Source organism: Amycolatopsis heterodermiae, from assembly GCF_034929455.1.
Lineage (GTDB): Bacteria > Actinomycetota > Actinomycetes > Mycobacteriales > Pseudonocardiaceae > Amycolatopsis > Amycolatopsis heterodermiae.
In genome coordinates this window covers 108,901-126,845 of record NZ_JAYFSI010000008.1, presented here as the reverse complement: position 1 = coordinate 126,845, position 17,945 = coordinate 108,901, and the positions used below count along the sequence as shown (strand labels likewise).

Genomic DNA, 17,945 nt, shown 5'->3' with positions numbered 1-17,945 from the left:
GAAGGGGCAGATCAATGGCGATCAGCGTCTTCGACCTGTTTTCCATCGGCATCGGGCCGTCCAGCTCGCACACCGTCGGCCCGATGCGGGCGGCACTGACCTTTGTGGACGGTCTCGGCGACGATCTCGGCAAGACCGCGCGCGTACAGGCCGAGCTGTTCGGCTCGCTCGGCGCGACCGGCTTCGGCCACGGCAGCGACAAAGCCGTCCTGCTCGGGCTGTCCGGGGAACGTCCCGAGGACATCGACACGGACACCGTCCCGGTGCGCGTCGCGGAGATCCGCGAGTCCGGGCGGCTGCTGCTGGCCGGTACGCACGAGATCCCGTTCGACGAGGACAACGACCTCACCATGCACCGCCGCAAGTCCCTGCCGGCGCACCCGAACGGCATGGTCTTCCGCGCGTTCGACGCGGACGGCGTGCTGCTGCGCGAGCGGACGTACTACTCGGTCGGCGGCGGGTTCGTCCGCGACGAGTCGTACGAGACGGACGCGGTGTTCGTCGAGGACGCGACGCCGGTGCCGTACCCGTTCCGCACCGGCGCGGACCTGCTCGGGCACTGCGCGTCGACCGGGCTGCCGATCAGCGAGATCATGATGGCGAACGAGCTTTCGTGGCGTTCGCGCGACGAGGTGCGCGACGGCCTGCTGCGGATCTGGGCCGTCATGGCGGAGTGCGTCCGCAACGGCTGCGTCCACGAAGGCGTGCTGCCGGGCGGGCTGAAGGTGCCGCGCCGGGCCCGCGCGCTGCACGAGAAGCTGCTCGCCGAAGACGGCGTCGGCGATCCGCTGTACGCGATGGACTGGGTGAGCCTGTACGCGCTGGCCGTCAACGAGGAGAACGCCGCGGGCGGGCGGGTCGTCACCGCGCCGACCAACGGCGCCGCCGGGATCATCCCCGCCGTCCTGCACTACTACCAGCGGTTCATCCGGCACTCTTCGGACGACGGCATCGTGACGTTCATGCTCACCGCCGGCGCGATCGGCTCGATCCTCAAGCAGACGGGCTCGATCTCCGGCGCCGAGGTCGGCTGCCAGGGCGAGGTCGGCTCGGCGTCCGCGATGGCGGCGGCCGGCCTGACCGAAGTCCTCGGCGGCTCACCGGCCCAGGTGGAGAACGCGGCCGAGATCGGCGTCGAGCACCACCTCGGCCTGACCTGCGACCCGGTCGGTGGTCTGGTCCAGATCCCGTGTATCGAGCGCAACGCGGTGGGCGCGTCGAAGGCCATCCACGCGGCGAGGATGGCGATGCGCGGCGACGGCAGTCACGTGGTGACGCTGGACAAGGCGATCAAGACGATGCGCGAGACGGGCGCGGACATGAGCGTGAAGTACAAGGAAACCGCGCGCGGCGGCCTGGCGGTGAACGTCATCGAGTGTTAGCCGGGGTCTCCTCCGGCTCCACGGCCAGCCGCAGGCCGACCTCCACGAGGGTCCAGCCGAACTGCTGACGCCGGGTCCCGGTGTGGCGCCGTGGCGTCGCCCGGCCCGGCGGGCGGTTGCGCACGCCGTGGCGCAACTCGTTCTCGCGCTCGTGGACCAGGTCCTCGGCCATCAGGAAATGCACCGGATCGCCCCCTGCGTCGTTCATCGGTGTCGTGGGACCATCGTCGCCGACGGTGGCCGTCCGGTTCCACCGGTTTTTCGCACAACGAACACAGTGTGACGGCCGGGGCGAGCATGGTCCACTCCGAAGATGCGATCCGTGCCGGAACGGATACCGAGCGTGTCCGGGTCGGCTGAGGCGGGTGAACCACCGGGCCTCCGCGGCCCGCGGCCTAAACTCGCGGGATGGAGTCGACCTCGGTGGTGAATGCCGGCGAAGCGCTGTTCCGGCCGGTCCGCGCGGGTAACGCCTTCGAAGAGACCGTCGAGCGGCTGCTGCAGGCGATCCGCCTCGGCGTGGTGGGTGCGGGGGAGCGGCTCCCGTCGGAGCGCGAGCTCGCCGAACGGCTCGGGGTCAGCCGCGTCACGCTCCGCGAGGCCATCCGCGCCCTCTCCGACGCCGGTTACGTCGAGTCACGACGAGGGCGCTACGGCGGCACGTTCGTGAACGAGACCCTGCCCGGCCCACCCGAGCGCTCACCCGACGCCGCCGCCGTCGATTCGGTGGTGCTGGAGGACGCCCTGAGCCTGCGCTACGTCCTGGAGACGGGCGCGGCGGAGATGGCCGCGGCGCGGTCATTGAGCCCGGCCGACCGCCAGCACCTGACGGGCACCCTGGCCGAGGCGGCGGGCGCCGACCTCGAGGACTACCGCCGCAAGGACTCCCGCCTGCACCTGGCGATCGCCGAGGTCACAGCCTCGGGCTCACTGACCACGGCAATGGCCGACGCACGGACCAAGGTGAACCAGCTCCTCGACCGGATCCCCCTGCTGCAGCCCAACCTGGAGCACTCGAACGCCCAGCACGAAGCGATCGTGGACGCAATCCTGGCGGGCGACGCCGAAGCGGCCCGCCAGGTGATGGCGGAGCACATTGAGGGAACGGCTTCGCTGCTGCGCGCGTTCTTGGCCTGACCCGCGCGGCGGCCGGCTGGCCGGAGGGTTCCGATTCGGGCCGGAACCGACGTGGCGCGAGGCAATTTCGGCTGGTGACACGCCCGCGGCGGCCAATGATGGCTGAGCACATCGAGGGAACGGCCTCGTTGCTGCGCGCCCTCCTGGCCTGACTCGCCGCCTTCAAGGCGTCTTGACAGGATTCGAACAACTTCGTGAATTCCCCACAGAACCTTTTCGCTCAACCGGGCGTCATCCATTCGTGACCTCGACGACGACGGAACCCGACGGCGCCGATGACGCCGACGCGACACCCGGCACCCCGCGGCGACGGCGGTGGCGGCGGATCCGGCGGATCGGGTACTGGACCGCCGGTGTGCTCATCGGCGGGCCCCTGATCGCCTTCTGGATCGCCTACCTCGTGCTCGACGTTCGCAGCCCGCAGGAGGTCCTCGCCGGGCTCGACAAGACCGTCGTCCTCAACTACTCCGACGGATCGCCGCTGCTCAAGGTGATTCCGGCCGACGGCGACCGGATGTTCGTGCCCTACGCGCAGGTGCCCTCGAAACTGCGCGACGCGATCATCGCCACCGAGGACCCGACCTTCTGGGACAACCAGGGGTTCGACCCGACCGGCATCGGCCGCGCGTTCCTCACCGGCGTCGGCGGCGGGTCCGGGATCACCCAGCAGTACATCAAGAAGTCCACCGGCGACGACGACGCCACCATCGGGCGCAAGTTCGCCGAGCTCGTGCTGGCCACGAAGATCACCCAGGAACAGAGCAAGGAACAGATCTTCGAGAGCTACGTCAACATCATCTCCTTCGGCCGCGGCACGTTCGGGCCCGGCGCGGCGATGAACGCCTACTTCGGCAAGAAGCTCGACGACTCGATGACCTGGAGCGAAGCCGCGTTCCTGGCCGGGATGATCCAGTCGCCGTCGGTGCACGACCCGGCGGCCTCCGGTGACGCGCACGCCGCGCGGCGCTGGCAGTACGTGCACGACAAGCTCGTCGCGCGCGGGTACGTGAAGAGCGACGAAAAGATGATCTACCCCGGCGGGGAGGTCCAGCCGCCGTCGGAAACCCGCGCCGGCCGCGTCACCTACGACGAGTTCCACATCAAGCAGCAGGTCCTGGCCGAGCTGGAACAGGACGGCTTCCCGCTCAGCCGGCTGCAGCAGGGAAACATGACGGTCGAGACGACGCTGGACCGGAAGGCTCAGGAGGCCGCGAAGAAAGCGTTGCAGGACAGGCTGAAGGGCGAGCCGAAGGAGTTCCGCGGCGCCGTCGTCGCCGTCGACCCGAAGACCGGGGCCGTGCGGGCCTACCAGGGCGGCGACCAGGGCGTCCGCGACTACGCGAGCACCCCGCACGCGGCCGGTTCGGCGTTCTACCCGTTCACGCTCGCCGCCGCGCTGCGCAACGGTTTCGGCCTGGACCAGCCGATCCCGTCGCCGGAGAAACAGGAGTTCCTCGGTGAGGACTTCCAGTACCCCGCCGTCTGCGGGCCGGTGTGCTCGCCGGGCACGGCGATGCGGGCCCAGGCCGACGGCCCGTTCATCTTCCTGGCGAAGAAGCTCGGCCCGGACGCGCTCAGTGACGCCGCGCGGCGGGCGGGCATCCCGGAGACCGTCGACGGCGTGCCGACGATGCGCGAGAAGGACGGCTTCCTGATCGGCGCGGGCATCGCGATCGGCCGGTATCCCTTGCGGCCGCTGGACATGGCGGGCGCGTACGCGACCTTCGCCGCCGACGGCGTCCGCACGACCCCGCACCTGGTGGCGAAGGTGCGCGACGAGAGCGGCGCGGTCGTCTGGGAGCACACCGACACCACGAGCGCCGCGTTCGACGACGACGGCACGAGCCGCCGGATCGCCCAGGACGTCACCGCGGCGCTGGGCACCTCCCTGCCGGACGGGCGCCCGGCAGCGCTGCGGTTCGGCGCGGCCGAGCACGGCATCTCGCCGGACAACCAGGACGCCTGGGCCGTCGGGTACACGCCCCAGCTGGCCACCGCGGTCTGGATCGGCTCCGACGACGACCGGCTGCTCAAGGACGCGACCGGCGCCAAGCTCACCGGCGACGTCGTCCCCGGCGACATCTGGCGCGCCTTCATGTCGGCGGCCCTCGACGGCCAGCCGTTCCGCCCGCTCGGCGGCGGCGAACGGAAGGTGCTCGCGCCGCCGCCGGAGATCCGCCCGCGGCGGTGACGGCTCAGCACACCAGGCCGAGCACGAACCCGTCGTACCCCTTGCCGCCGACGGTCTGGACGGCGGTCGCGTCCAGCCGGGGTTCGGCGGCGAGCAGCTCGAACATCCGCCGCGCGCCCACGACGTAGGAGTCGGTGCTCTCCGCGTCGACCACGGCGCCCTGCCGTACGACGTTGTCGACCACGATCGTCGTGCCCGGCCGCGACAGCTCCAGCGCCGCGCTCACGTACCCGGCCAGGTTGATCTTGTCCGCGTCGATGAACACGAAGTCGAACGGCCCGTCGAGGGTCGGCAGGGTGTCGAGCGCGGCGCCGACGCGGATGTCGACGACGTCTTCGCCGAAGCCCGCGCGCTCGAGGTTCGCCCGCGCGACGTCGGCGTGCTTCTGCTCGTACTCGCAGGTCACCAGCCTGCCGCCGGCCGGGAGGGCGCGGGCCAGCCAGATCGTGCTGTACCCGCCGAGCGTGCCGATCTCGAGGATCGACCGCGCGCCGGCCAGGCGCGCCAGCAGGTTCAGCAGCTTGCCCTGGTTCGGGGCGACGGCGATCGACGGCAGGCCGGCGGCCGCGGAGTCGGCCAGCGCGGCGTCGAGCACCGGATCGGGACTCAGCACGGCGCCGGCGAAGTACTCGTCGACCGCGGCCCAGGTGTTGTCGGTCATGGGACCCAACCTAGCGGGATCCGCGCCGGTGGGATCATGGTGCGGACGGCTGAAAGGGAAGGTGGACATGGACGACTACCGCGTCGTCGCGGACACCCTCGCCGCCGACATCGAAGCCGGCCGCCTGCGCCCCGGTGACCGGCTCCCGCCGCAGCGCCGCTTCGCGCGGCAGCACAGCATCGCGAACTCCACCGCCGCCCGCGTCTACGGCGAGCTGGTCCGGCGCGGCCTGGCCGTCGGCGAGGTCGGCCGGGGCACGTTCGTCCGGGCCGCGAAGCCGCCGCCGGAACCCGCGCTCGCCGAGCCCGGGGACGCCCGCGTCGACCTCGAACTCAACTTCGCCGTGCTACCCGGCCAGTCCGCGAACCTCGCCCGCGCGCTGGAACCGTTGCTGCGCCAGGACGTCCTGACCGCGGCGCTGCACCCGGTCGGCGCGGCGGGCACCCCGGCCGCGCGGACGGCGGCGGCCGCGCTGCTCACCCGCGGCGACTGGCGCCCGGACCCGGCGACGGTCCTGTTCACGGGCAACGGCCGCCAGGCCATCGCGGCGGCGATCGCCGCGTTCGTGCCGGTGGGGGAGCGGCTCGCGGTGGAGTCGCTGACGTACCCGGTGCTCAAGGGGGTCGCCGCGCGCCTGGGCGTCGAGCTGGTGCCGGTCGAGACGGACGGCGACGGGCTGGTGCCCGCGGCGCTGGAGGCGGCCGGGCCGGTGCGCGCGGTGTACGTCCAGCCGACCCTGCACAACCCGCTCGGCACGACGATGCCCCCGGCCCGGCGCGAGGCGCTCGCCGAAGCCGTGGCCCGGCTGGACATCCCGGTGATCGAGGACGGCATCTACACGTTCCTGCGCGGTGAGGTCCGCCCGTTCGCCGCGTTCGCGCCGGAGCGGACGGTGTTCGTGGACAGCCTGTCCAAGCGGGTCGCCCCGGGGCTGACGGCGGGTTTCCTGGTGCCCCCGCCCGCGTGGACCGCGCGGCTGGCGTCGGCGGTCCGGTCGGGTGGCTGGGCGGCGCCGAGGTTCGCGCTCGAAGCGGCGACGCGGTGGATCACGACGGGCACCCTGGCGGAGGTCGAGACGGCGAAGCGTCGTGACGCCGCTTCGCGTGCTTCGGTGCTGGAGGAGAAGCTGGCCGGCTTCACGGTGCTGGGCGACCCGGCGTCGTACCACCGCTGGTGGCTGCTCCCGGAGCAGTGGCGAGCGGAGACGTTCGTCGCGGCGGCGGCGCGTCGCGGGATCGCGCTGTCCCCGGCGTCGGCGTACGCGGTGCTGCCGGGCCACGCGCCGAACGCGGTGCGGATCGCGGTGTCGGCGCCGCCGGTCGAAACCCTGGCCGCGGCCCTGGAAGCCCTCGCAGCTCTCGCCTCCGGCACCCCGGACGACTTGTTCGTGGACTAGCTCCCGGTTTCGAGGCCACCGGTCGAAATACTCGAATTGACGCCGAATGCCCTCGCATCGTGGGGGTTTGGCAGCCTGGGCGATTTGTTCGTGGATTAGATCACGCAACCATCTCGGCCTGGCATACGTACTCATAAGAGTGAGGACGAAATCGCGCGGCCGCCGCGGGCCGAGGCTGGGGGCTGCCGCTGTCGCGGCTGTCGTGGGAGCCGGGTTGGCCTGCGCATACACCACTTTCGGCGCGTCGCTGATCGCGAGCGCCGATGCGCCACGTCACATTGCCGTCACTCAAAGCAGTACTACGGCGAGTAGCCCGACGACTCCGGTGCTCAGTCGTCCGGTGCCCGATCCGGTGATTCCGTTCAACGCGAAGCTGACTTCCCAGGACATTCCGGTCCCGGACGGCACCGTGCGCAGCGGTGCGTGCAGCGGCTCGCTCGTCGATCCCGAGTGGGTCGTGACCGCCGGACACTGCTTCCACGACGTCAACGACGTCCGGGTCGGGGGCAAGCCGCGCTACCACATGACCGTGACGCTCGGGAAGCTCAAGGACAGCGACACCGGCGGCGAGTCCGCGGAGGTCATCGACGTCCGGCAGTCCGCGCTCAACGACCTCGCCGTGGTCAAGCTGAGCAAGCCGATCACCGGCATCACCCCGCTGAAGCTGGCGGACGAGCCGCCGTCGAAGGGGCAGCCGCTCAAGTTCGCCGGCTGGGGTTCGGTGTCGGCCACCGTCGTCGCGCCGTCGGATCACCTCAAGCGCGGGAACTTCACCGTCGCGAAGATCCGGCAGACCACCCTCGAAGCCGCGCCGGTCGTGACGCGGACCGTCGAGAACAGCCCGTGCAAGGACGACTCGGGCGGCCCGTTCTTCACCTCGGACGACGATCGCACCGGCACCCTCGTGGCGATCGTCAACGACGGCCCGGCGTGCCCCCAGCCCGGCCTCGAGGTGATCGCCCGGGTCGACGTCGTCGCGAACTGGATCCACCAGCAGATCAACGAAGGCTGATCAGCGCGCGTACTTCCCGACGAAGCTGCCGCAGGTCACCGCTTGCCCGGTGAGCTTCGCCTGGATCGCCTTCTCCAGCCCGAGGTAGTCGAACACCGGTGTGTCCAGCGGGATCTGGGCGGGCACCGGGCCGCCGGTCGCGAGCTGCCGGATCGAGTCCGTCTGGAACAGCACCAGGTAGTCGCCTTCGCGGTTGAGGTCGCCGGCCTCGTCGAGCATGCGCTGCGGGGCGTCGCCGACGATCTCCAGCGGCAGCGGCCACTCCAGCGGGAACGGGTTGCGCAGGCCGAACGCGGGGTAGGCGAACGAGCTGTCCGGCAGGATCGCCGTCCGGCCGGCCGGGAACTCCGCCAGGCAGTCGCGGATCTGCTGGACGTACCGGAACGTCGAAGGGTTGGTGCGGATCCCGCTCATCGCCGGGGTCACCGCGCCGAGGTCCTCGGTCAGCTTGTCGTGGCTGAGGTCGAGGTAGGCCGCCTGGTCGTGCCGCGCGACGACGACCCAGCCGCACACCGCCACCGCCGTCAGGCCGGCCGTCGCGGTCACCCAGCGCCGGGCCAGCCGGGGCCGCGGCGGGACGACGGCGCTCAGCAGCAGCAACGTCGTCAGCGCGAGCGTGCCGGTGAGCAGCGTCGGGGTGTCGTTGCCCCACGACAGGCTCGTCATGAAGCCGGTCGCGAGCACCAGCAGCCCGGCCCACGGCACCTTCCGCGTCACGGCCGCGTTGACCAGCACGCTCAGCGCGACGATCCACCACAGCACGTCCGCCCAGCGCGACGAGCCGGTGAACCGGCCGTCGACCACGGTCAGGACCACGGCCGTCGCGCCGCCCAGCACCAGCACCCAGGACGCCGCGCGCCCGGCCGCGCCGAGCCGGTCGCCCGGCAGCCGGACCGCGAGCAGCACCACCGAGATCGCCGCGAAGAAGCTCAGTTCCCGCACCGGCGCCCGGGTCAGCACCTCCGGATCGTCCAGCCACAGCCCGAGCAGCCGTTCGCCGTACGCGGGCACGCCGCCGGTGAGCTGCTCGACCATCTCCGAGAACCCGCCGCCGAGGCTCACCCAGGCCACGTACGCCAGCCCGGGCGCGCCGAGAGCCAGGAGGTCGAGGACCAGGCGGCGCCACCAGCGTGCCGTCCGCAGCGCACCGGCCCGGGTCGACGGGTGCAGCAGCAGCCAGAAGACGCCGATCACCGCGGCGAGCGCGAAGCTCTGCTTGACGAACACCGCGCAGCCGAGCAGCGCCAGGCCGCCGCGCCGGGCGAGCGCGTGGTCGCTGCGCAGGCCCGCGTCCAGGGCCCAGGCGCCGCACGCGGTGAGCGCGATGCCGTCGACCGTGTGCCAGGCCATCAGCGGGAACGCGTTGAGGTTGATCAGCGACGCGGCCGCGACCATGGCCGTCATGCCCGGACCCCAGGCCAGCACGCGGCGGCGGGTGACCAGCGCGGCGAAGGCGATGGTCGCCACGATGATCTCGATCATGGAGAGGAAGCTCGACCCGAAGAACAGCGGCATCGGCAGCGCGAAGTCGACGACGTGCAGCACCGCGGACCCGAGCGGGCGCGCGGAGATGATCTCGGCGTGGGGCACTTCCCCCTGCAGCACCCGCCACGCCTGGGCGAGGATGAAGCCCTGGTCGGAGGGGTGGAAGCCGAAGCGGCCGACGCGCAGTTCGGTGGCCAGCGCGAGCAGCACGACCCAGCAGGCGTGCACGCTCCAGCGCAGCAGCGGCCGGGACCGCGCCGGGGGAGCGGGTTCCGGGGCGGCGGTGGCGCGCACAGGACTCGCCACGTCCACGCCCGCCCGCCTTCCGCTCCCGATCACACCCGGGAAGCGATGGTAGCGGCCGTGGTCGTCACCGGGATGAACCGCACCACCGGGCCCGCCCGGTCCGCCCGGCCTGGGGCGACGCCGGCCCGAACGCCGTGAAGGCCACCTCAAGGGACTCAGAGTCCCCCGAGGTGGCCTTCACGGACTTGGTGAGTGTCACCCGATCGTGGAGCGGGCGGTGCCGATTGCGGCCGTTTGGTCCGCGGCTGCGGCAAGGTGCTGAGTGCTGGATTCCGGCATGGCGAACTCCCCAGTTCACGCTCGTCCTGGTGGACGAGACTCGCGCGAGGGTAGAAGTACCGTCGCCGTGGTGGCCAGGGTTTTGCCGGAATTCGCACGGATCAAGCACGACTGCGCCAGATAACGCGGGTCAGCGCCGCCACGACGGCCGCCGGCGCGGGCCGGTTCGGCAGCCCGCGCGCCTCGGGTGCCGACTCCCGCGTCGCGCTGTAGGCGAGGTGCGCGGCGAAGCGGGAGAGCCGCGGGGCGACGAGCGTGGCCAGCTCGGCCGCCCGCCCTTCGGGGAGGCTGAGGATCGCGGGACGCTCTTCGAGCGCCTTCACGACGAGCCCGGCCGCGCGTTCCGGGCTGCTGGACGGGATCCCGCGGTAGCCGGTCGGCGCGATCATCGGCGTCCGCACCAGCGGCATCCGCACGGACGTGAAGGTGACGCCGTCCGAGAGCGTCTCGCGCCCGGCGGCCAGCCCGAACTCCTCCAGCGCCGCCTTCGACGCCAGGTACGCCGAGAAGCGCGGGGTGTCGGTCTGCAGGCCCATGGTGGTGACGTTGACGACGTGGCCGAAGCGCCGCTCGGACATCGACGGCAGCAGCCCGAGGATCAGCCGGACCGGGCCGAAGTAGTTGACGGCCATCGTGCGCTCGTAGTCGTGGAACCGTTCCGTGGACAGCGAAACCGAGCGCCGGATCGACCGGCCGGCGTTGTTGACCAGCATGTCGACCGCGCCGTGGTCGCTCAGCACGTCCTTGACCAGCGCGTCGACCGCGTCGCCGTCGGTGAGGTCGCACGGGTACGCCGCCGCGACGCCGCCGGCGGCCGTGATCTCGCCGCGGACGTCGTCGAGCTCGTCGGCGCGCCGGGCCACGAGGATCACCTTCGCGCCCTTGCGCGCCACGGCGAGGGCGGTGGCCCGGCCGATGCCGGACGACGAGCCGGTGACCAGCACCGTCCGCCCGGCCAGGCCGTGGGTGCGGCGAGCGCGGTCGGGGTCGAGGTGCGCCCGCCAGTAGCGGTGGAGCGGGGCCGCGTAGTCGCGTAGTTCCGGGAGCTGGATGCCGCTGCCGAAGAGCGCCGTCGTCGTGCGCGCGGTGTCGAAGACGACCTCGGTGCTCAGGTGCGGCAGGACTTCGAGCGGGACGCCCAGCTCTTCGAGGACGGCGGCCCGGGTCGCCCGCCCGCCGGGCACGCGGTCGATCCCGGCGGCGGCCGCGTGCGCGAGCCGGGTCCCCGCGCGGCGCAGCACGTTCGACGGCCTCGCGGGCAGCACGGCCCGGACCGTCGGCCCGCCCGCGACGCGCGCGAAGGCGTTGTAGACGGAGTTCAGCGACTGCGGGCGCGCGGCGGCGAGGTGGTAGGTCGCCCCGGACGGCGCGTCCCGGTGCATCAGGAACTCCATCGCCTCGACGACGTAGTCGACCGGCACCAGGTTGGTCGCGCCGAGGTCGGGCGCGGCCAGCGGGAGACGCCGGGGCAGCGCCGCCAGCCGCGAGATCGCGGGCAGGAAGTAGTACGGGCCGTCGATCTTGTCCATCTCGCCGGTGCGCGAGTCGCCGACGACCGCCGAGGGCCGGTAGACGCGGTAGGGCAGGGACTGCTCGCGGACGAGCTTCTCGGCCTGGAACTTCGTCGCGTGGTACGGCGAGCCGAAGCGCTGGCCGAGGTCGAAGTCGGCCTCGGTGAAGCGCCCGGCGTGGTCACCCGCGACGGCGATCGAGGAGACGTGGTGCACGAGCCCGGCCTCGGCCGCCGCGGCGAAGGCGAGCAGGTGCCGGGTGCCCTCGACGTTGGCGCGCCGGTTGGCCTCCTCGTCCGCGGTGAAGTCGTAGACCGCGGCGAGGTGCACCACGTGGTCCAGGCGCGGCAGCCCGGCGGCGTCGACGCCGAGCCGCGGCTCGGTCAGGTCGCCGACGACCGGGTGCAGCTTGGTCGTGCCCTCCGCGAGCACGGCCAGCCGCTCCCGGGAGGTCTCCCGCACGAGTGCGTACACGGCGGACGTCTCCGGCCGCCGCAGCAGCCGGGCGACCAGGCGTTTCCCGAGAAAACCCGTCGCGCCCGTCACGAAGTAGGTGGTCATGGCCGGTCCCTTGCGCTCGTCGTCGTGGGGCCGACTCTAACCTACTGAAAAGTAGGAACGGTAGTTGTCAGGTTTCCACCTTGTCGTCGGCGGTCGCCACGATGGCGTCACGCAGGGCGGCCCGCAGCCGTCCGACGTCCAGCGGCCCGAGCACCGCCGCCTCGCCCGGTGGCGCGACGAGCACCACCTTGTCGTTGCTGACGAACACCGTCACGTCCCTGCGCCTGCCGGCCAGATCCCGGCAGGTGACCGACCATTCGCCCCGACTCATGGTCGCCGCCTCCGATTCCCTCGTCGTTCTGCTTCGTGCGGGGGTGGGATGGGCCCGCCACGGGGCCATGACGCCGGTTCACCCGATTTGCCTACTCGCGAGTTTTCCCTTGCGGAACGAGAGGTTCCGGCGTACCGGGATGTGGCGCGGCGGGTTCGGGAGTAGGTTCGCGCCAGGATTGCTGTCGCCGGTGGAGGTCAGGATGTCGGAGCCGCGGAAGATCGTCGTCGTCGGAGCGGGCCTGGGCGGTGCGTCCGCCGCGGCCGCGTTGCGCGAACGCGGTTATCCCGGCGAAGTCCTGCTCATGGGGTCGGATCCGCACCGGCCGTACGAGCTGCCGCCGCTGTCGAAGGGCGTGCTGCTCGGCACCACGGACGAACCCGATTGGGTGCACGACGAGAAGTTCTACGCGGAGAAGGACATCCGGTTCACCCCCGGCGTCACCGCGACCCGCGTCGAGCTGGGCGCGCGGCTGGTGCTGGACGACGCGGGCGGCGAGCACCGCTACGACCGGCTCGTGCTGGCCACCGGCTCGCGCCCGAAGTCCCTGCCGGTGCCCGGCGGCGACCTGCCGGGCCTGTATACGCTGCGCAGCCTCGACGACTCGCTCAAGCTGCGCTCGGCGTTCGCCGAGGCGGAACGGGTGGTCGTGATCGGCGCCGGCTGGATCGGCTCGGAAGCCGCCGCGGCCGCGCGCTCGCACGACGCGGACGTCACGGTGGTGGACCCGGTCGCGGTGCCGCTGTCGACGGTCATCGGCGAGACGATCGGCGGGGTGTTCCGGGACCTGCACACCGAAAACGGCGTCCACTGGCGCCTGGGCGAGCAGGTCACGGAGATCACCGGCGGCCCGGACGGCGTCCGCGGCGTCAAGCTGGGCAACGGCGACGAGCTGCAGGCGGACGTGGTCCTGGTGGCGGTCGGCGCGGCCCCGCGGGTCGAGCTGGCCCACGCGGCGGGCCTGGAACTGTCGGACGACGGCGGCGTCGCGGTGGACGCGGGTTTGCGCACGGCGGCCCCGGACGTCTACGCGGTGGGCGACATCGCGGCCCACTTCCACCCGCGCTACGGCCGCCGCATCCGCGTGGAGCACTGGCAGAACGCGAAGGACCAGGGCACGCACGTGGCGCAGAACCTGCTGGGGGAGAACGAGCCCTACCTCGCGACACCGTACTTCTTCACGGACCAGTACGACTTGGGCTGCGAGTACCGGGGCTTGGCGGACCCGGCGGCGGACGAGCTGGTGGTGCGGGGAGACCTCGGGTCGCGGGAGTTCACCGCATTCTGGCTCCGCGACGGCGAGGTATCGGCAGCAATGAACGTGAACATGTGGGACGACGGGGATGCTCTGTCGGCGCTGGTGGACGGCCGCACGAAGGTGACGGCGGAGCAGCTCAAGACGGCAGATCTGGCGTCACTGGCCTGACCGGAGGCCGGGTCAGGGTCAGGAAAGCCACCAACGCCAGCAAAGCGAACCCCGCGATGGTCGCCGCCATCGGCACCGCCGTTCCTGGCCCGCCCAGCCCCACCAACGGCGTCGCCACTCCGCCCACCACGAACTGCAGCACCCCCAGCAGCGCCGACGCCGCGCCCGCGGAGCGGGCGTGTTCGGCCAGGGCCAGGGAGCTTGCGTTCGGCATGACCAGGCCGATGCTCGACACCAGCAGGAACAACGACACCAGCAGCGCGGCCAGCGGCAGGTGCGCCCACGCCGACACCAGCACGGAGACGCCGCCGAAAGCGCCGAGAAGCAAACCTGCGCGCAGCAGCGTGCGTTCGGGGATCCGGCCCACCAAGCGGCCGTTCAGCTGACCCGCCAGCACGATGCCGACGCCGTTGGCGCCGAACACCACGCTGTACGCCTGCGGGCTCAACCCGTACACACCCTGCAGCGCGAACGACGACCCCGAGATGTAGGCGAACATCGACGCGAACAGCAGGCCGGACGCCAGCGCGTAACCCGCGAACGTCCGGTCCACCACCAGCCGCCCGTACGTCTTCATCACCCGGCCCAGCCGCGCCGGTGAGCGGCGGGAAGCCGGCAGTGGCTCCGGCAGGAAGAACGCCACCACCGCCAGCAGCAGCGCCCCGAACCCCGTCAGCACGACGAACACCCCGCGCCACGACGTCCAGTTCAGCAGCTGGCCGCCGATCAGCGGAGCGAGGATCGGGGCCAGGCCGCTGACCAGCATCAGCGTCGAGAAGAACTTCGTCATCGCGGTGCCGGAGAACAGGTCGCGCACCGCGGCGCGGGCGATCACGATGCCCGCGGCGGCTCCCAGCGACTGGATGCCCCGGGCGGCGACCAGCAGCCACGCGTCCGGGCTGACCGCGCACAGCACCGAGCCGAGGACGTACAGGACCAGCCCCACGAGCAGCGGCCCGCGGCGGCCGAGGGCATCCGACAGCGGGCCGAGCACCAGCTGGCCCAGCGCGAGGCCGACGATGAACGCGCTGAGCGTCAGCTGCACCGTCGTGTCCGCGGCGTGCAGGTCGCCCGCCATCTGCGGCAGCGCCGGCAGGTACATGTCGATGGACAGGGGCCCGAACGCCGAGAGCCCGCCCAGGATCAGGACGAACTTCAGCTGCGCGCGCCGGGTGGGCGCGGTAGGTTCCGCTGCGGTGGTCATCGGCCTCCTCGAGTCACTCACCGGAGCAGCGATGCAGTGACCAGGGCTATTCCGCCTGTGAGTGGTGACACCCCGTGCTCGAACGTGTCCTCAAGCGACACTGATCCGACCAATTTCGCGTCGATTACGCAAGGGCTCTGGATCGACGGCCCTGTCTGCGATATACATCGGATGTCTGGTCGTGCTGGTGAAGGGAACATCCGTGCAGCTTGTACGTCTCGGAGAGCCGGGTAGTGAGCGTCCGTACGTCCGCGCCGACAACGGCGTGACCTACGGGCTGAGCGGCTTGACCGCCGACGTCGACGGCGGGTTCCTCGCTGCCGGCGGCGTCGCCCGCGTGGCCGCCGCCCTCGCCGCCGGGGAGCTGCCGGAGGAAGACGTGACGGGCCTGCGCGTCGGCTCGCCGATCGCCCAGCCCGGCAAGGTCGTCTGCATCGGGATGAACTACCGCCGCCACGCCGAGGAGACCGGCGCGACGCCGCCGACCGAGCCCGTCGTCTTCATGAAGGCGCCGGACGTCGTGGTCGGCCCGGGTGACGACGTCCTGATCCCGCGCGGGTCGGTCAGCACCGACTGGGAGGTCGAGCTCGGCGTCGTCATCGGCAGGACCGCCCGCTACCTCGACAACGTTGACGAAGCCCTGGATTACGTCGCCGGGTACGTCGTCTCGAACGACGTTTCCGAGCGGGCGCTGCAGTTCAGCACCGCCCAGTGGGACAAGGGCAAGTCCTGCGAGAACTTCAACCCGCTCGGCCCGGCGCTGGTGCCGGCGGCCGCAGTGCCCGACCCGCAGGACCTCGGCCTGCGGCTGTGGGTCAACGGCGAGAAGAAGCAGGACTCGAGCACCAAGGACATGATCTTCTCCGTGGCCGAGATCATCCACCACCTGAGCCAGGTGATGGTGCTGCGCCCCGGCGACCTGATCAACACCGGCACGCCCGAAGGCGTCGCGCTCGGCCGGCCCGACCCGAAGCCGTACCTGCGCGACGGCGACGTGATCGAGCTGGAGATCGACGGACTCGGCCGGCAGCGCCAGACCGCGAGGCAGGCCTGACCATGGCGAAGATCATCGGCATGGAGGTCCTCGACGTCCGGTTCCCGACGTCGCGGGAGCTGGACGGCTCGGACGCGATGAACCCCGACCCGGACTACTCCGCGGCCTACGTCGTGCTGCACACCGACGGCGGCCCGGACGGCTACGGCCTCGCGTTCACCATCGGCCGCGGCAACGACGTCCAGGCCGCCGCGATCCGCGCGCTCGCGCCGCACGTCGTCGGCCGGGACGTCCCGGAGGACGCGGCGGCGCTCGGCGACCTGTCGCGCACGCTCGTCGGCGACTCGCAGTTCCGCTGGCTGGGCCCGGAAAAGGGGGTCGCGCACATGGCCGTCGGCGCGGTGGTCAACGCCGCGTGGGACCTCGCCGCGCGCCGCGCCGCGCTGCCCGTCTGGAAGTTCGCGGCCCGGATGACCCCAGAGGAATTGGTCAGCCTGGTCGACTTCCGGTACCTGTCCGACGCGCTCACCGAGGCCGAGGCTCTCGACATCCTGCGGGCCGCCGAACCCGGTCGCGCCGAGCGCACCGCGCAGCTGGAAGCCCACGGCTACCGCGCCTACAGCACGTCTCCCGGCTGGCTCGGGTACGCCGACGCGAAGCTGGTCCGGCTGTCCGAACAGGCCGTCGCGGACGGCTTCGACATGATCAAGCTCAAGGTCGGCGGCAACGTCGACGACGACGTCCGCCGGATGAAACTGGCTCGTGAGACCGTCGGTGACGACATCCGGATCGCCGTCGACGCCAACCAGCGCTGGGACGTCTCGGACGCCGTCACCTGGATGACCGCGCTCGCGCCGTACGACCCGTACTGGATCGAGGAACCGACGTCACCGGACGACATCCTCGGGCACGCCGCCATCGCGAAAGCGCTTGCGCCGATCCGCGTGGCCACCGGTGAGCACGTCCAGAACCGCGTGATGTTCAAGCAGTTGCTGCAGGCGAACGCGATCTCGGTGCTGCAGCTGGACGCCGCCCGCGTCGGCGGGTTCAACGAGAACCTGGCGATCCTTTTGCTGGCCGCCAAGTTCGGTGTGCCGGTGTGCCCGCACGCCGGCGGGGTCGGGCTCTGCGAGCTGGTGCGGCACCTGTCGCTGTTCGACTTCGTCGCGGTTTCGGCCACCGACGCCGACCGCAGCATCGAGTGGGTCGACCACCTGCACGAGCACTTCACCGACCCGGCCGTCGTGCAGCGCGGCCGGTACCTCGCCCCGACCGCCCCCGGGTTTTCCGCGCGCATGCACGACGCCACGCTGCGCCGGTTCCGCTTCCCGGACGGTCCCGAGTGGACGGAGACCGCAAGTGAGTGAATTCGAGGGCCTGGTGGCCGCCGTCACCGGAGGCGCCTCGGGGATCGGCCTGGCTACCGCAACACAGCTGGCCGAACGTGGTGCGCAGGTGGCGGTCCTCGACTTGAAACCGGGTGACGACGGCTTCCGCTGTGACGTCTCTTCGGACGACGAAGTCCGCACCGCGATCGACGCCGTCGTGGAACGCTTCGGGCGCCTGGACATCCTCGTCAACAACGCCGGCATCGGCGCGCAGGGCGACGTCACCGCCAACGGCGACGACGAGTGGCACCGCGTGTTCGACGTCAACGTCGTCGGCATGGTCCGGCTCGCCCGGGCCGCCCTGCCGCACCTGAAGAACTCGCCGTCCGCGGCGATCGTCAACACCTGCTCCATCGCGGCCTGGGCCGGACTGCCCAGCCGCGCGCTCTACTCGGCCACCAAGGGTGCGGTGCTCTCGCTGACCCTGGCCATGGCGACCGACCACCTGCCCGACCGGATCCGCGTCAACTGCGTGTGCCCGGGCACGGCGGACACCCCCTGGGTGGGCCGGCTGCTCGACTCCGCGGGCGACCCGGCGGCCGAACGCGCGGCGCTGGCCGCCCGCCAGCCGATGGGCCGCCTGGTCACCGCCGACGAGGTGGCGAACGCCATCGTCTACCTCGCCAGCCCGCTTTCCGCTTCGACCACCGGCACCGCGCTCGCGGTCGACGGTGGCATGTACGGCCTGCGCCCGCGCGGCCCAGTGCAACCCCAGTAAGACTTTTTTCGCTGTCATCAAGG

At 71.7% G+C, this 17,945-nt stretch carries 15 protein-coding genes; 9 read left to right on the top strand and 6 right to left on the bottom strand.

Annotation, left to right across the window (positions count from 1 at the left end):
- The first annotated feature begins 14 nt into the window (after positions 1-14).
- Positions 15-1,382 carry an L-serine ammonia-lyase gene (locus VA596_RS31050; protein ID WP_323331758.1) on the top strand — a complete coding sequence of 456 codons (1,368 nt, stop codon included), beginning with the start codon at positions 15-17 and terminating at the stop codon, positions 1,380-1,382.
- Here VA596_RS31050 and VA596_RS31045 read toward each other — a convergent pair.
- Positions 1,369-1,590 carry a hypothetical protein gene (locus VA596_RS31045; RefSeq protein WP_323331757.1) on the bottom strand — a complete coding sequence of 74 codons (222 nt, stop codon included), beginning with the start codon at positions 1,588-1,590 and terminating at the stop codon, positions 1,369-1,371. The genes VA596_RS31050 and VA596_RS31045 overlap by 14 nt on opposite strands.
- A gap of 200 nt (positions 1,591-1,790) precedes the next feature.
- Between VA596_RS31045 and VA596_RS31040 the strand changes: the two genes are divergently transcribed.
- Together VA596_RS31040 and VA596_RS31035 are read left to right on the top strand one after the other, a co-directional pair.
- Positions 1,791-2,519, top strand: coding sequence for a FadR/GntR family transcriptional regulator (locus VA596_RS31040; RefSeq protein ID WP_323331756.1), 729 nt, complete (start codon positions 1,791-1,793; stop codon positions 2,517-2,519).
- A 241-nt stretch (positions 2,520-2,760) separates the two neighbouring features.
- Positions 2,761-4,710 (top strand): transglycosylase domain-containing protein, encoded by a 1,950-nt coding sequence (locus VA596_RS31035; protein WP_323331755.1) that lies wholly within the window; start codon positions 2,761-2,763, stop codon positions 4,708-4,710.
- Positions 4,711-4,714: 4 nt separating this feature from the next.
- Here VA596_RS31035 and VA596_RS31030 read toward each other — a convergent pair whose 3' ends face one another.
- Positions 4,715-5,371: an O-methyltransferase gene (locus tag VA596_RS31030; protein WP_323331754.1), complete on the bottom strand. Its 657-nt coding sequence runs from the start codon at positions 5,369-5,371 to the stop codon at positions 4,715-4,717.
- Between the two features lie 67 nt (positions 5,372-5,438).
- Here VA596_RS31030 and VA596_RS31025 point away from each other — a divergent pair, with 67 nt between their 5' ends.
- Together VA596_RS31025 and VA596_RS31020 are read left to right on the top strand one after the other, a co-directional pair.
- Positions 5,439-6,767 (top strand): aminotransferase-like domain-containing protein, encoded by a 1,329-nt coding sequence (locus tag VA596_RS31025; RefSeq protein WP_323331753.1) that lies wholly within the window; start codon positions 5,439-5,441, stop codon positions 6,765-6,767.
- A gap of 340 nt (positions 6,768-7,107) precedes the next feature.
- Positions 7,108-7,779, top strand: a complete 672-nt coding sequence (locus tag VA596_RS31020) for a S1 family peptidase (protein ID WP_323331752.1) — start codon at positions 7,108-7,110, stop codon at positions 7,777-7,779.
- Here VA596_RS31020 and VA596_RS31015 read toward each other — a convergent pair whose 3' ends face one another.
- The 3 genes from VA596_RS31015 to VA596_RS31005 form a co-directional block, all read right to left on the bottom strand.
- On the bottom strand, positions 7,780-9,576 hold the full coding sequence (locus tag VA596_RS31015) for a hypothetical protein (RefSeq protein ID WP_323331751.1): 1,797 nt from the start codon (positions 9,574-9,576) through the stop codon (positions 7,780-7,782).
- Positions 9,577-9,950: 374 nt separating this feature from the next.
- Entirely contained in the window at positions 9,951-11,921 is a 1,971-nt protein-coding gene (locus VA596_RS31010) for an SDR family oxidoreductase (RefSeq protein WP_323331750.1), read from the bottom strand.
- A gap of 67 nt (positions 11,922-11,988) precedes the next feature.
- Positions 11,989-12,192 carry a hypothetical protein gene (locus VA596_RS31005; protein WP_247062208.1) on the bottom strand — a complete coding sequence of 68 codons (204 nt, stop codon included), beginning with the start codon at positions 12,190-12,192 and terminating at the stop codon, positions 11,989-11,991.
- Positions 12,193-12,394: 202 nt separating this feature from the next.
- On the opposite strand from VA596_RS31005, the gene VA596_RS31000 reads away from it, so the two are divergent.
- Positions 12,395-13,618 (top strand): NAD(P)/FAD-dependent oxidoreductase, encoded by a 1,224-nt coding sequence (locus tag VA596_RS31000; protein WP_323331749.1) that lies wholly within the window; start codon positions 12,395-12,397, stop codon positions 13,616-13,618.
- On the opposite strand, the gene VA596_RS30995 is transcribed toward VA596_RS31000, so the two are convergent.
- The gene (locus VA596_RS30995; protein ID WP_323331748.1) at positions 13,587-14,822 is read right to left on the bottom strand and encodes a multidrug effflux MFS transporter; all 1,236 of its coding nucleotides are present in this window, start codon (positions 14,820-14,822) and stop codon (positions 13,587-13,589) included. The genes VA596_RS31000 and VA596_RS30995 overlap by 32 nt on opposite strands.
- 202 nt (positions 14,823-15,024) lie before the next feature.
- On the opposite strand from VA596_RS30995, the gene VA596_RS30990 reads away from it, so the two are divergent.
- Genes VA596_RS30990 through VA596_RS30980 form a run of 3 tightly spaced genes read left to right on the top strand, consistent with a single transcriptional unit; the run spans position 15,025 to position 17,922 of the window.
- On the top strand, positions 15,025-15,876 hold the full coding sequence (locus VA596_RS30990; protein WP_323331747.1) for a fumarylacetoacetate hydrolase family protein: 852 nt from the start codon (positions 15,025-15,027) through the stop codon (positions 15,874-15,876).
- Between the two features lie 2 nt (positions 15,877-15,878).
- Positions 15,879-17,183: an enolase C-terminal domain-like protein gene (locus VA596_RS30985; RefSeq protein ID WP_323331746.1), complete on the top strand. Its 1,305-nt coding sequence runs from the start codon at positions 15,879-15,881 to the stop codon at positions 17,181-17,183.
- The gene (locus tag VA596_RS30980) at positions 17,176-17,922 is read left to right on the top strand and encodes an SDR family NAD(P)-dependent oxidoreductase (protein ID WP_323331745.1); all 747 of its coding nucleotides are present in this window, start codon (positions 17,176-17,178) and stop codon (positions 17,920-17,922) included. Before VA596_RS30985 ends, VA596_RS30980 begins: the two co-directional genes overlap by 8 nt.
- Positions 17,923-17,945: the final 23 nt, after the last annotated feature.

What these genes read in the sequence shown, in the direction of transcription:
- VA596_RS31050 (WP_323331758.1), top strand. Translation starts at nt 15, where the DNA reads ATGGCGATCAGCGTCTTCGACCTGTTTTCCATCGGCATCGGGCCGTCC.
- VA596_RS31045 (WP_323331757.1), bottom strand. Translation starts at nt 1,590, where the DNA reads ATGAACGACGCAGGGGGCGATCCGGTGCATTTCCTGATGGCCGAGGAC.
- VA596_RS31040 (WP_323331756.1), top strand. Translation starts at nt 1,791, where the DNA reads ATGGAGTCGACCTCGGTGGTGAATGCCGGCGAAGCGCTGTTCCGGCCG.
- VA596_RS31030 (WP_323331754.1), bottom strand. Translation starts at nt 5,371, where the DNA reads ATGACCGACAACACCTGGGCCGCGGTCGACGAGTACTTCGCCGGCGCC.
- VA596_RS31025 (WP_323331753.1), top strand. Translation starts at nt 5,439, where the DNA reads ATGGACGACTACCGCGTCGTCGCGGACACCCTCGCCGCCGACATCGAA.
- VA596_RS31010 (WP_323331750.1), bottom strand. Translation starts at nt 11,921, where the DNA reads ATGACCACCTACTTCGTGACGGGCGCGACGGGTTTTCTCGGGAAACGC.
- VA596_RS31005 (WP_247062208.1), bottom strand. Translation starts at nt 12,192, where the DNA reads ATGAGTCGGGGCGAATGGTCGGTCACCTGCCGGGATCTGGCCGGCAGG.
- VA596_RS31000 (WP_323331749.1), top strand. Translation starts at nt 12,395, where the DNA reads ATGTCGGAGCCGCGGAAGATCGTCGTCGTCGGAGCGGGCCTGGGCGGT.
- VA596_RS30995 (WP_323331748.1), bottom strand. Translation starts at nt 14,822, where the DNA reads ATGACCACCGCAGCGGAACCTACCGCGCCCACCCGGCGCGCGCAGCTG.
- VA596_RS30985 (WP_323331746.1), top strand. Translation starts at nt 15,879, where the DNA reads ATGGCGAAGATCATCGGCATGGAGGTCCTCGACGTCCGGTTCCCGACG.